The organism is Actinopolyspora sabaoui, from assembly GCF_051225635.1.
Lineage (GTDB): Bacteria > Actinomycetota > Actinomycetes > Mycobacteriales > Pseudonocardiaceae > Actinopolyspora.
On sequence record NZ_JBMIHH010000005.1, the window covers coordinates 441,527 to 454,260 of the forward strand.

The 12,734-nt window shown below is 67.6% G+C and carries 12 protein-coding genes; 8 read left to right on the forward strand and 4 right to left on the reverse strand.

Translation table 11 applies throughout. From position 1 onward, the window contains the following. Window positions 1–328: 328 nt before the first annotated feature. Window positions 329–1,156, reverse strand: coding sequence for an LLM class F420-dependent oxidoreductase (locus tag ACOQFL_RS12050; protein ID WP_435544294.1), 828 nt, complete (start codon window positions 1,154–1,156; stop codon window positions 329–331). A gap of 329 nt (window positions 1,157–1,485) precedes the next feature. Here ACOQFL_RS12050 and ACOQFL_RS12055 point away from each other — a divergent pair, with 329 nt between their 5' ends. The 5 genes from ACOQFL_RS12055 (at window position 1,486) to ACOQFL_RS12075 (ending at window position 6,418) form a co-directional block, all read left to right on the forward strand. Then, the gene (locus ACOQFL_RS12055) at window positions 1,486–1,977 is read left to right on the forward strand and encodes a SigE family RNA polymerase sigma factor (protein ID WP_435544212.1); all 492 of its coding nucleotides are present in this window, start codon (window positions 1,486–1,488) and stop codon (window positions 1,975–1,977) included. Beyond that, the gene (locus ACOQFL_RS12060) at window positions 1,974–3,017 is read left to right on the forward strand and encodes a hypothetical protein (RefSeq protein ID WP_435544213.1); all 1,044 of its coding nucleotides are present in this window, start codon (window positions 1,974–1,976) and stop codon (window positions 3,015–3,017) included. The genes ACOQFL_RS12055 and ACOQFL_RS12060 overlap by 4 nt, the downstream gene beginning before the upstream one ends. A 39-nt stretch (window positions 3,018–3,056) precedes the next feature. Further along, complete coding sequence (locus ACOQFL_RS12065) at window positions 3,057–3,893, forward strand: hypothetical protein (protein WP_435544214.1); 837 nt, start codon at window positions 3,057–3,059, stop codon at window positions 3,891–3,893. A gap of 195 nt (window positions 3,894–4,088) precedes the next feature. Then, window positions 4,089–5,552, forward strand: a complete 1,464-nt coding sequence (locus ACOQFL_RS12070) for a dihydrolipoyl dehydrogenase family protein (protein WP_435544215.1) — start codon at window positions 4,089–4,091, stop codon at window positions 5,550–5,552. A 362-nt stretch (window positions 5,553–5,914) separates the two neighbouring features. Beyond that, window positions 5,915–6,418 carry a DUF3145 domain-containing protein gene (locus tag ACOQFL_RS12075; protein ID WP_435544216.1) on the forward strand — a complete coding sequence of 168 codons (504 nt, stop codon included), beginning with the start codon at window positions 5,915–5,917 and terminating at the stop codon, window positions 6,416–6,418. 74 nt (window positions 6,419–6,492) lie between these two features. Here the strand turns inward: ACOQFL_RS12075 and ACOQFL_RS12080 are convergent, their stop codons facing one another. Further along, window positions 6,493–7,161 (reverse strand): ABC transporter ATP-binding protein, encoded by a 669-nt coding sequence (locus ACOQFL_RS12080; protein WP_435544217.1) that lies wholly within the window; start codon window positions 7,159–7,161, stop codon window positions 6,493–6,495. Then, the gene (locus ACOQFL_RS12085; protein WP_435544218.1) at window positions 7,158–8,246 is read right to left on the reverse strand and encodes an ABC transporter permease; all 1,089 of its coding nucleotides are present in this window, start codon (window positions 8,244–8,246) and stop codon (window positions 7,158–7,160) included. The genes ACOQFL_RS12080 and ACOQFL_RS12085 overlap by 4 nt, the downstream gene beginning before the upstream one ends. A gap of 233 nt (window positions 8,247–8,479) precedes the next feature. Here ACOQFL_RS12085 and ACOQFL_RS12090 point away from each other — a divergent pair, with 233 nt between their 5' ends. From ACOQFL_RS12090 to ACOQFL_RS12100, 3 genes are all read left to right on the forward strand, one after another. Beyond that, window positions 8,480–9,703, forward strand: a complete 1,224-nt coding sequence (locus tag ACOQFL_RS12090) for a sensor histidine kinase (RefSeq protein ID WP_435544219.1) — start codon at window positions 8,480–8,482, stop codon at window positions 9,701–9,703. Continuing rightward, window positions 9,700–10,338 (forward strand): response regulator, encoded by a 639-nt coding sequence (locus ACOQFL_RS12095; RefSeq protein ID WP_435544220.1) that lies wholly within the window; start codon window positions 9,700–9,702, stop codon window positions 10,336–10,338. Before ACOQFL_RS12090 ends, ACOQFL_RS12095 begins: the two co-directional genes overlap by 4 nt. Before the next feature lie 200 nt (window positions 10,339–10,538). After that, complete coding sequence (locus ACOQFL_RS12100) at window positions 10,539–11,141, forward strand: hypothetical protein (RefSeq protein WP_435544221.1); 603 nt, start codon at window positions 10,539–10,541, stop codon at window positions 11,139–11,141. A 132-nt stretch (window positions 11,142–11,273) separates the two neighbouring features. Here the strand turns inward: ACOQFL_RS12100 and ACOQFL_RS12105 are convergent, their stop codons facing one another. Then, window positions 11,274–12,713: an acyl-CoA carboxylase subunit beta gene (locus tag ACOQFL_RS12105; RefSeq protein ID WP_435544222.1), complete on the reverse strand. Its 1,440-nt coding sequence runs from the start codon at window positions 12,711–12,713 to the stop codon at window positions 11,274–11,276. Between the last annotated feature and the right edge of the window lie 21 nt (window positions 12,714–12,734).

Below are 12,734 nucleotides of genomic sequence, written 5' to 3' on the forward strand. Positions count from 1 at the left end.
CGTGTTCGATCGGTGGCTTTTCGTCGTCTCGCCTGTCGCCGCTCAATTCGTCGGGACTCGCCGATGATCGCACCCCGAGCTCAACGAGGTGATTCGTGCCCACTGTGCTGCGAGTATGTTCTCGCGTGCGATCGCGCGGAAAATTGTGTGGACTTCGGGGAGTGCCGGTTCGTACCGGTGGCGTGATGTGTATGGGCGTTCGGTAAACGTGGTTTAGTCTCGTTGAGGCTTTTGTTCGGAATTCGTCGGTGGGTCGGAGCACACCGAACCACACTCCACGCCCGAGTCCGGTGCCACGGCGCGGTCGGTTCGGCGTGCTCGGACGCCTCTAACGCTGGGATTTCCTGGCCGATTCGGCGAACTGGTCCAGGTAACGCAACGTGGTGTCGCGAGGTTCGGTGGGGAGGTAGAACAGGATCCGGTCCACGCCCGCGTGGGCGTGTTGTTCCACCGCCGCCGGATCGTCGGCCGCCGCGTACAGCGTCACCGGAACCCGCCATCCCGCGCGTTCGCGGACGTGCTCGATCTGTTTCGCCAGGTTCTCGGCTCCCGACCTGGGAAGCCAACCGCCGCCGTACTCGGCGACGCGCTCGACCGAGCGTTCGCTCTCCCCGCCCACGTAGATGGGCGGATGCGGCGACTGCGCCGGTTTCGGCCAGCAGTACGAGGGCTCGAGGTCCACGTGATCGCCGTGGAACTCCGCCTCCTCCTGAGTCCACAGCGCCCTGATGGCGCGGATGCGTTCGTTCATCAGCGCACCACGGTGGCCCGGATCGGTGCCGTGATTGCGCATCTCCTCGCGGTTCCAACCGGCTCCCACGCCCAGGATCGCCCTGCCACCCGAGACGCGGTCCAGACTGGCCGTCTCCTTGGCGGTGTGGATCGGATCCCGCTGGATCATCAGCGCGATTCCCGTTCCCAACAACAGGTGTCTGGTGCTCACCGCGGCGGCGGTGAGGCACACGAACGGGTCCAGGGTCCGGTAGTAGTGTCTCGGCAGGTCACCGCCGCCGGGATAGGGCGTTTTCCTGCTCGCGGGGATGTGGCTGTGCTCGGCGAGGAACAGTGCGTCGAAACCACGGAGCTCGGTGGCCTCGCCGAGCTCCGCCGGGTCTATTCCTTCGTCGGTGACGAATGTGGAGATACCGAACTTCATAAGATTCACAGGGCGCTCGTGACTGCGCCTTCCTCCCAACCGGAAGTCGTGCGGGGTAACGATGGACATCCGTGGATATACCCCACAGCATCTGTCCTTGTGGGGAAACACCGACAACCGTCGGACAGTATTCCCCGAACGGGTAAGATCAAAGTGTCACTCCGACGTGGTGTCGGGTTCGCCGTTTTCGAGTGTGGTAGAGGGCGTCGTGGTGATCGGTCGGGAGGATTTACGCGCGATTGGACCCGCACGGCGGGCGCGAGTGTCGTGCCTTTCGCGCCCCTTCGATCATCTCCGCACCCGCCGCACGGTCGGACGGGCTGCTCCGCATGGATGAGTCGACCGCCGAACTGACCGATCTCTACCATGAGCACTATTCCCGGCTGCTGCGTATGGCCGTGCTGCTCGTCGACGACGGCCCGGCCGCGGAGGACGTGGTGCAGGACGCGTTCATGCGGGTGTTCGATTCCCGCGCTCGGCTACGCGACCGGGACAAGGCGTTGGCCTTCCTGCGGCGGACGGTGCTCAACAAGTCCCGTTCGCTGCTGCGCAGGCGGCAGGTGTCACGGAAATACCAGCACCGACTGGTACAACGTGAGTCCGGTCCGGACGAGAGTGTACACGGTGTCGACCGCACGGTGCTGGCCGACGCGATCGCCCGACTGCCTCCCAGACAGCGGGAAGCGGTCGTGCTGCGTTACTACGCCGACTTCAGCGAGGTCTACACCGCGAAGATAATGAAAGTGACCCCGGGCGCGGTCAAGGCCTACTGTTCCCGAGGAGTCTCGCGATTGTCGAGTTTGCTGAGGGAGCGCGTGTGACGGAGTCGGACACCGCGGCCCCCGACGAGAGTTCCGACGAGGAGCTGGTGCGTAACGGACTGCACGCGCTCGTCGTCGATGTGGAACCGTCCGCCACGGCCCTGCCGCGTGTACTCGCCGGAAGTCGCAGGCGTACCGGCGTGCGAAGGGCCCTCGGGGTGACCGGGGCCGTTGCCGCCACCACCGCCGCGCTGTTGCTGATGCTCGTGTTCGTTGTCGACCGGAGTCCTCCAACGATACCGGTCGGAACGGCCTCGGGCAGCTACGTCGCTCAGCTCGCCGACGGAACACTCGTTTCCGTGATGTTGGAAACCGGTGAGGTGCGTCAGGAGTTCGGCAGGCCCGGCACCGAGGTCACGGCGCTGGCCAGGGGTGAGGAGCACGTTTACGCGGCCACTGCCGACGGCGGGGTGCTGCGGTCGGGCGCGAACGGCACGTTCCGGCGGATGTGGGGTGTGGTGCCGGGCGACGAGGTAACCGCCATCGACACGTCCGAGGGCAGGCTCGCGGTGGCGAGCGGAAACCGGGTCTCGCTGGTTTCGCGGAACACCACCCGGCGGATCACGCTGTCCGCCGATCTGGTGGTGCGGGATCTGGCACTCGACCGTTCGGGACGGCTGGCGCTCGTCGTACGCGATCGAACGAGCAGCGAGCCGCCGACACTGCGGGTGATTCCCGCGGGTGGCGACAGCGCCGCTCGGGTCGACACCTTCGAGGTCGGGTGCGGACCGCTCCGTACGGCGTGGACGTCGGCCGGACTCGCCGTGCTTCGACCCACCGAATGTGCCGTGCCCGAGGCCGTCCGCATCACCACGATCGACCCGGCTACGGGCACTCGGCTCGGTGGGGGAGTCCACTTCGGCCTCGATCATCCGCTCGGTGCCACCGAGGACATACGCGTGTCCACGGACTCCACGGAGCGGATACTGGTGGCGACCTCGCGCGGGGACATGTGGTTGGTCGACGGCACGGGGGCCGAGTCCGTGATCGGACGCTGTGCTTCGCATCGGGACTGCACCTCGGTGCCCTCGGTCATGTGACGAGTTCTCCGGCGATGTGACCGGGCAAAACGCGGATCGATGGGAGCGGTTAACGCGGTTGGTGGTGCCAGGCCGCACTGGCGTTACCGGCCCGAGGAGGAGCGGGTCGCTCCGATTACCCAACGCGTTCGGGACACGCCGCCGATCGGGCAATGGACCCGGCGCCCCGCGGGCGGTGACGATCAGCGTGGTGCAGCGAATTCGATCGGCGGAGGTGTCATCCTCGTGCGGGCGCACTGGTGGGAAGTACTCAGGTTGTGCAGTGTCGTGGGCAGCAGACCGTACTGGCAACGTCTGGTCGCGTTCGTGGTTTCGATGTGGACGTTGTGTTGGATCGGCGGGCAGTTCCTGGCTCCGGAGACCGCGCCTTCGGCCGTGGAGGTGTGGCGTGGCCTGCTGGAACGGATCGGTGTCCCCGATATCGCCTGGAGTGACCGGGTTGTGCGGGCCTGGGAGAGTGCCGGGGCGGTACTCGCGGTCTTCGGTGGGCTGCTGTGGGCGGCCACCACCGAGCGTGGCCAGCTGCCCGCGCTGTTGGGGTGGATCGCGGTCATGCTGGGATCGCAGCGGCTGGGGTACCAGCCCTCCGTGATCATCGCGGTGGGGGCCTTGGTCGGATTCGTACTCGTGCTGTGGACGATCTCGCTCGCCAACAGCCGGTTCGTGGACCGCTATCCTCGGTTACTGCCCGCCGATGTGTTCCGCGCCGGAGTCACGGCGGCCACGCTGTCCGCGGTCGTGCCGCTCTACGCGCCCGCTGTCTTGGTTTTCCGGTTGTTCCACCCCTATCTGACCCGTACTCCTCGGATACTGAGCACCGAGTACGACGGCGAGCACACTCCCGGTGTCGGTGGGTGGAGCAGGGTGGCTCGTTGAGAGCCGCCGGGGCGGAAGCGATCGGTTCGCGGGGACTTCCGGTTTTCGCTCGGCGAACCCTCTCGGCGGTTCCGCTCCGGGCGCCGGTCCAGAAGCATCGGGAGTCGGCTCCGAAGCGTCGGAAGGAGCCTGTGACGGTCCGTTCGGACGGCTTTCCGGTTGCCGTCGTTCCCGTGATGTATTGCCCTGACCGGTATGGCTGCTACAGGTGCCGACTCCGGTGAGGCCGTTTCCGAGTCCGGCGGATACGCGTACGACGTCGTGGTCGTGGGGGGTGGTCCCGCCGGGGAGAACGTGGCGAGCCGTGCCGCGGCCGATGGATTCTCGGTGGCTCTCGTGGAGCGCGAACGGATCGGCGGGGAGTGCTCCTTCTGGGCCTGCATGCCCAGCAAGGCGCTGTTGCGCTCCGGTCACGCCGTTACCGCCGCTCGTCGGGTGGACGGGGCGCGGCAGGCCGTCACGGGCGATACCGATGTTTCCGGCACCTTGCGCAGACGCGATTCGTTCGTCGATCAGTGGGATGACCGGAGGCAGGTCGACTGGGTACGCGAGTCCGGGGTGGTGCTGTTCCGCGGTTCGGGGTGGCTCGCGGGCAGCAGGGAGGTCATGGTGCGTGATCCGGACGGCACGACCTTTTCGCTCTACGCGGGTAACGCGGTCGTCCTCGCCACCGGCAGCGTGCCCGTGCGTCCTCCGATTCCCGGTCTCGACCAGGTCGACTTCTGGGATTCGCGTGATGCCACCTCCGCCGAACGAGCTCCGGAGAGCCTGGCCGTGCTGGGAGCCGGAGTGGTGGGGGTGGAGCTCGCGCAGGCCTGGGCCCGGCTGGGAACGCACGTGCGGATGGTCGAGAGCGGTCCCCGCCCGCTGCCTTCGGCCCCGGATTTCGCCGGGGAGCTGGTGGGGGAGGCCCTGCGTGCCGACGGGGTGCGACTGTACTCCGATGCCGTGGTGCACGGGGTGGCGAGTACCGAGGGGAGGGTGACGCTGGAACTGGCCGACGGTACCGAGGTATCGGCCGAGCGATTGTTGCTCGCCACCGGGCGTCGCCCCGCCACCGGGCATCTCGGGCTGGAGTCCGTGGGGATCCACGAGGACGGCGCCGTGGACGTCAACGAACACGGCGAGGTCAGAGGGGTTCCCGGCGGTTGGCTCTACGCAGCGGGGGACGTCACCGGGCAGGCCCAACTCACTCACCAGGCCAAGTACGCGGCACGGGTGGTCGCGGACGTCCTCGTCGCAAGGGCCAAGGGCAGACACGTCACCACCGAGGCGTTCGGTCGGTACATGACCTCGGCCAACAGGCACGCCGTCCCCACGGTGATCTTCACCGATCCCGAAGTGGCCCAGATCGGTTACAGTCCGGAGCGGGCCGAACAGGACGGTCACCGGGTGCGCACCGTGGAGCTGGACATGGCCGCGGCCGGTGCGGAACTCCGTGCCGACGGCTATCGGGGCAGGGCTCGATTCGTGATCGACGAACGGCACCAGGTGCTGTTGGGAGCCGTGTTCGTCGGCCAGGACGTTGCCGAACTACTGCACGCGGCGACGATCGCGATCGTCGGAGAGGTTCCGCTGTCACGACTGTGGCACGCGGTACCGGCGTTTCCCACCCTGAGCGAGATCTGGCTGCGGCTGCTGGAGCGCTACGGGCTCTGAACCGGTACCGCCCGGGCGGATCACGGGGTTGCGCCATGGGAGCGACATTTACCGCGATTGTCCCCTTTCGAGTGGTATCAGCCCTCGCGGGCAGTACGGTGACACTGTCGGCTACGCCGGTTCCGAGACATCGGCACGAGGTCGTGTTGATGCCCTCCGAAGTGCGATTTCGATTCCGCCTGGTGGTTTCCGGAGCGGGAGGTGCCGTCCCGGAAGGTCCACTGCGGACGAATCTCTTCGGGGGAAGGTGCCTCTTGGTGAAGCGTGCGTAAACCCGTCGCTTGTGATCGACTGACGGAGTCGTACTTCGCTCCGAGGTCGTGGCGGAAGAACGTCCCTCGTGGCACAAGCGGAGGGCAGCAGTGAGCACGTGTGACCATACAAGCGGTGTTGTCTATATCCACTCGTCACCCGGTGCGGTCTGCCCGCACGTCGAGTGGGCGATCGCGAGCGTGCTCGATACCCATTGCGGGTTCCGCTGGACCGCACAGCCCGCCGCGCCCGGACAGCTTCGCGCGGAGCACATCTGGTACGCCGATCCCGGAACCGCCGCACGGTTGGCCGGAGTGTTGTGCACATGGCCGATACTGCGTTTCGAAATCACCGAGGATCCCAGCCCCGGAGCGGACGGCGAACGGTTCTGCCACGTCCCGGAACTGGGGCTGTGGCGGGCCCGGACCGGTGCGAACGGCGACATCGTGGTCGCCGAGGACCAACTGCGCACCCTGGTCGCCGAGTGTCAGGACGCGGACAGTATGCGGCATCGGGTGAGCGAGCTGTTGGGAACCAACTGGGACGAGGCGCTGGAGCCGTATCGGGGGGCCGGGGAGGGTCCGCCCGTCGAGTGGTTGCACAGTGTCGGCTGACCCTTCAGGAAACGTGTAAAAGCGTTCCTGAGCCCCGACGCCTCGTCCCGGCTCCACGTCCGGTCGCGAGTTCCTCACTCCGACAGTTTTCCGTCACGTATCGCCACAGTCCGGTCCGCACGCGCCAGGTGCTGGGTGTCGTGCGTGACCAGCACGGTGGCGACACCGTACTCCCCGGCCACCTCTCGGAGCAGTTCCACGATTCGCGCACCGCGCTCCTGGTCCAGGGCCGCGGTCGGCTCGTCCACCAGCAGTACCTCGGGACGGGCCGTCAAGGCCCGTGCGATGTTGACCCGTTGTCTCTCCCCGCCGGAGAGCCTGTTCGGCCTGCGATGCTGTTTCCCCGACAGGCCTACCGTGGCCAGCAGCTGGACCGCCCTGTCACGTGCCTTCCGCGCGGAACGCCCCCGCATGTGCTCGGTGACCTGCAATTGCTCGGCTGCCGTCAGCGACGCCACGAGGTTGTGCTGTTGGAACACGATTCCGATCCGGTTCAGCCGCAATCTGCTCAACGTCGCAGCGCGCAAGCCGGTGATATCCGTTTCGCCCACGTGGACCGAACCCGCCGTGGGGCGGACAAGACCCGCCGCCACGGCGAGCAGACTCGACTTGCCCGATCCCGAAGGTCCGGTCACCGCCAGCAGTTCGCCGGGATCGACCCGTAACGAGACCTCCTCCAGCGCGTGCACCGTTCGTTCCCCGTCGGGATAGGTCAGCCCGATCCCTCGCAGCCTCAGACTCATCGTCCAGCTCCCAACGCTGTCAGTGGTTCCACGGAAGTTATGCGGCGTACGGCCAGTGCCGCCCCGACCATGCCGAGTGCGATCATCAACAGCACCGGCACCAGCGTCGTGCTTACGGTCAGTTCGAACGGCACCACTTCGCCCGCCGCGCTGCCCACCGCGCTGCCCACCGCTCCGCCGAGACCCGCCCCGACCAGCAGCACGATCAGCGACTGGGCGAGCGCGTCGCGCAGCAGGTAGCCGGTGGATCCGCCGAGTGCCTTGAGCACCGCGACGTCACCGCTGCGTTGAATCGTCCACACGCTCAGGAACGCGCCGATCACCAGCGCCGAGATGGCGTACAGCAGCAGCTGCATCATCAGCAGCGAACCGTTCTCGGAGGAGAACGAGCCGACCGCTTCCAGGCTGCCCCCGACGGTTGCCGAGAGCGTGTTCGCGGCCGAATCGGCCTCGGACAGCCGCGCCTCCGGTGCCGCCTCGACGGTCAGAACCGTGGCGAGTGGCGTTTCCGCTCCCGAGCCCCGCGCGGTACGCAGCTCCCGCCAAGTGTCCAATGTGGTCCAAATTACCGGGGTGTGGCTGTAGAACTCGTCCGAGGTGATCGCCCTCACCCGCAGCTCACCCGCCGCGGTCGACAGCCGATCACCGGTGTGCAACCGCTGTTCCTCGGCGAGGGAACGGCTGATCACCACGGTCGAGTCGGATGTTTCTGCCGGGGCTGAGGGCGCTTCCGGTGGCAGGCCGAATACGGTGGCACTCGCCTCGGCCCCGACCGGGGTCCCTACCCGGGTGGTCGTTATCCCCAACGGGGTCACTCGCCGCACACCTGGCGTGTCTTCCCAGACAGCGCGTTGCCCCGAGGTCACCGTGCTGTCCGCGAAGGACTTCTCCGGTTGTTCGTTTCCCGCCCCACCGAACACGAGATGTGTGGCGGGAAGGTTTCTCACGGCTGATACCGAACGATCGGCCAGCCCAGAGGTGAGCCCGGAGAGGAGCACGATCAGCAGAGTGATCAGCACAACGACCGAACCCATCAGCGCGAATCGCCCCCTGGCGAAGCGGATGTCTCGGATGGCGACGAACACGGATCACTTCTTTCCTGGTGGTTGTCCTGCACTACCCGCGGCGCCGTTCGGCGGCCGGGGACTGTCACTCACTCTCGCCGTCCCACGCCGCGTTGCCATCGACATCGGGATCGATATCCGGGTGTCGTTCGATCGAGGCGAAAGTCAATCGAACGATTGATGCCCTTCCAGGGCAGGCGTGTGGAGACTGGTTTCGGGAGCACCCACGTGCCACGAACCGCTAAGCTGCCGAAATGGGAGGGAACGAGTCGTTGACCGGGCACGACCCCAGTGACTCCGTGGTGCTGCGTGTGCTGCGTACGGCGTTGCACACAGGTTTCTACCTGCTTCTCGTGGTCGCCACCGCCCGGTTGTTCGCCACCGACCGGCCCCGAGGCGTCATGATGCTCGCGCTGTTCGGGGTGCTCGCGCTGGCGGTGCTCTACTCGATGGGAGCGCTACCTCGCCGCGTTGCCCACAACCGGCGGGCCGCCCTGCTCTGGCTCGCCTGCGTGACGGCGCTGTGGGCCGCCTTGCTGGCTGTCAGCCCGGACTTCTCCTGGATCGCCTTCCCGCTGTTCTTCCTGCACATGCACCTGCTGCGAGGTCCGCACGCCGTCGTTGCCGTGGTCGTGGTGACCGGGCTCGTGGTCGCCACCCAGCTGGCACACGCCGAGGATTTCAGTGTCGCCATGGTCCTGGGGCCTAGTCTGGGGGCCGGATTCGCGGTCCTCGTGGCCTGGGGGTACGCGGCCGTTCACCGCGAGAGTCAGCAGCGCCGTCTGCTGATCGAGGACCTGCGCCGGACGCGCTCCCAACTGGCCGTCTCCCAGCACGAAGCAGGCGTGGCCGCCGAGCGGGAACGCCTCGCGGGCGAGATTCACGACACGATCGCGCAGGGGCTTTCCAGCGTCGTGCTGCTACTGCGCGCTGCCGAGGCCGCGTTGCCCGCCGGTTCGACCACCGCGCGTGGGCATCTCGTCGAGGCCCGCGACACCGTCTCAGAGAATCTCGCCGAGGCGCGCGGACTGGTCAGCGAGCTCGGCCCACCCGCGTTGAACGAAGCCGGGCTCGCCGATGCGCTGCGGAGGTTGTGTGAGCGCGTCGAGCGTGAGTCCGGACTGCGTTGTCGGTTGAGACTGGACGGAACCGCCCTCGGGCTGCCCGCCGATTACGAGGTGGCCCTGCTGCGCGCCGCTCAGGCGAGTCTGGCCAACGTGGTGCAGCATGCCGGGGCCGACTCGGCGACCGTCACGCTCGGATACCTGCGCACCGAGGTCACACTGGACGTCTATGACGACGGTGCCGGTTTCGACCCGGCGTCTTCGCGTGCTCCGCGCCCGGACGGCAGCGGCTTCGGGCTGCGATCGCTGCGTGAGCGGATCGAGCGGTTGGGCGGTGTGTTCGAACTGGAAAGCACCGGAAGCGGAACCGCCGTGGCGATCAGACTTCCGTTGCGGGAGGAGGAGAGCCGGTGAACGAGCCGTTGCGGTTGCTGCTGGTCGACGACCATCCCGTCGTCCGCCGCGGGCTTCGCGCCATGTTCGACGAACGCGCCGACATGCTGGTCGCGGCCGAAGCGGACGACGGGCGTGCGGCTTTGGACGTGCTCGCGGGCACCAGCGTGGACGTGGTGCTGATGGATTTGCGCATGGGGGGCGGCATGGACGGTGTCACCGCCACCGGGCGGATAACGGCCCTGCCGGATCCACCCGCCGTGCTGGTACTCACCGTCTACGATACCGACGCCGACATTCTGGCCGCGGTGGAGGCCGGAGCGACCGGGTACATGCTCAAGGACTCCCCACCGGAGCAGCTCGCCCAGGCGGTTCGTTCGGCCGCGCGGGGCGAAACCGCGCTCGGCCCGAACGTCGCCGCCCGGCTGTTCGAGAGGCTGCGCGGTCCCGAGGAAGCGTTGAGCCCGCGCGAGGTGGAGATACTCCGGATGCTCGGACAGGGACTGTCCAACCGGGGGCTCTCCCGGGAGCTGTTCATCAGTGAGGCGACCGTCAAGACGCACCTGGTGCACATCTTCGACAAGCTCGGGGTGGACAACCGCACCGCGGCGATCACCACCGCCATCCAACGAGGCATCATCCGCCCCACCCCGTAACCGACAATTTCGTGGGAAATTGACAGAGCTTGGGGCAGCACCACCGCCCTGACCCGGCGATTTCGCGAGAAATCGACGCCGCCCCGAAGGCGCCCGGTGGTTCCTCTCGGCCGCTCGTGAGCGGGAGGTCCCGCGCGGGAGGCTCCCGCGCGTGTCGGTGTGGATCGAGCGGTGATTCTCCTGTATGGCACGCTCGTGGTGTGCCGTCGAAATCCGCGCCCTCCGAGCGAGGGCTGTTGTTGTGGGCGCTTCCGGTCACCGCCGTGGCGCTGGTAGGTGCGGTCGTCGCCGGCCTGTTCGCACGGAACGTCTACGGCGATGTGGCGCAACGTGTCGAACCGACCCCCGAGAGTTCCGCGGCACCCACTCCGGAGGGCGAGCCTCCCGGCACCGGAAGGGTCGCCCTGAGCGAGGGGGCTCGGCGGCATCCGGATGCCGAGGCCGTGCAGCAACTGCTGCAGGAGCACTTCGACGCGATCAACGAGAACAAGTACTACCAGTGGCGCAACACCGTCGTCCGTGCCAAGCGGATCAACCAGCCCTTCGAGCAGTGGCAGCAGGAGTACCGCAGCACCGACGACGGCACGGTCGTGATCCGCCGGCTCGTTCCCGGGCCAGAGGCCACGATGCGGGTGATCATGACCTTCGTCAGTACGCAGGATCCCGCCGACGCGCCGAAATCCCTGCCCGCGAAGTGTCTGCGCTGGCGGGTCGTCTACCGGATCGTTCCCACAGCGGAAGGATTACGGCTGGGGCAGGGACTGCCGGACAGTTCGTTGCCGCGGCGCTGCGCCGAGAACTGATCGGCGCCGTCCGTCCCGTCTCGTCGCTGTCCGGTTCGGATCCCCGGAGCGAGAGCTGGCGGAAGGTTCCGTCGAGTGAGTGGCTCGACGCCCCCGAGCGGAACAACCCGAGTGGAAAACCTCTGTGAGCACTCACAACGGGATGTTGCCGTGGGAACCACGTCGCGGTTCGGACTCGTCCAGGGCCCGAGCCAGCCGTGCACGGGTATCGCCGGGGTCGATCACCTCGTCGACCACACCGATCGCCTTGGCACGCTCGACACCACCCGAGATCCGCTGGTGCTCCTCGGCCAGCCGGTCCTGCAACGCCTCCCGCTCCTCCTCGGGAGCGGCCGCGATTTCCTTGCGGTGCAACACTCCCACTGCCGCCCGAGCTCCCATTACCGCGATCTCGGCATCCGGCCAGGCCAGCACGGTGCCCGCGCCCAGCGAGCGGGCGTTCATGGCGATGTAGGCACCGCCGTAGGACTTGCGCGTTATCAGAGTGACGCTCGGGACGGCCGCCTCGCCGAAGGCGTGCAGCAGCTTGGCGCCGCGGCGCACCACCCCGCCCCATTCCTGGTCCACGCCCGGCAGATAGCCGGGTACGTCGACCAGCACCACCAGGGGGACACCGAACGCGTCGCACATTCGCACGAAACGGGCCGCCTTCTCGGCGGACAGCGAGTCCAGACAGCCACCCTTGCGGATCGGATTGTTGGCCAGTACGCCCACTGCCCGTCCACCGAGCCTGCCCAGGCCGGTGACCATGTTCGGCGCCCACTCGGCCTGCAGTTCCTCGAAGACGGTTTCCCCGGTGACATCGGTGTCGAGAATTCGCCGGATCACCGGTTTGACGTCGTAGGCCCGCCGCGCCGTGTCGGGCAGCAGCGCCCCCGGGTCCTCACCATCGGTCCCGACGGTGTCGAGATCGAAGTCGCCCTGGTCGGCCAGCAGACCGGTCACCCGGCGGGCACGCTCGTAAGCGTCCGGCTCGTCCGAGGCGACCACGTGCACCACGCCCGATTTGGTGCCGTGGGCGTCCACACCGCCGAGCCCTTCCTGGTCGATCTGCTCACCGGTCACGCTGCGCACCACGTCCGGCCCGGTGACGAAGACCCGTCCGGACGGCGCCATGATGACCACGTCCGTCAGCGCCGGGCCGTAGGCCGCGCCACCCGCGGCGGGACCCACCACCACCGAGATCTGGGGAACGCGCCCCGAGGCCCGGATCATCGCCGCGAACACCTGACCGACCGCGTCCAGCGCCTCGGCGCCCTCGGGCAGGCGCGCGCCACCGGAGTGCCACACACCCAGCACCGGGCATTCCTCGGCCACGGCGGTGTCGATCGCGGCGACGATGCGGGAACAACCCGCACTGCCCATCGCCCCACCCTTGACCGTTCCGTCGGTGCAGTAGGCGATGACGGGTGAGCCGCCTATACGGCCGCGCACCGCCAACACTCCGCTGTCGTCCCGCTCGTACAGCGCGACGATCGAATCGGTGTCCAGCAACTGCGACAACCGCAGCTCGGGGTCGCGGGGATCCCAGTCTGTCCCCGATGTTTCGGAATGAGACGCCACTGCTGTCACGGGATTCTCCGATATCGAAAG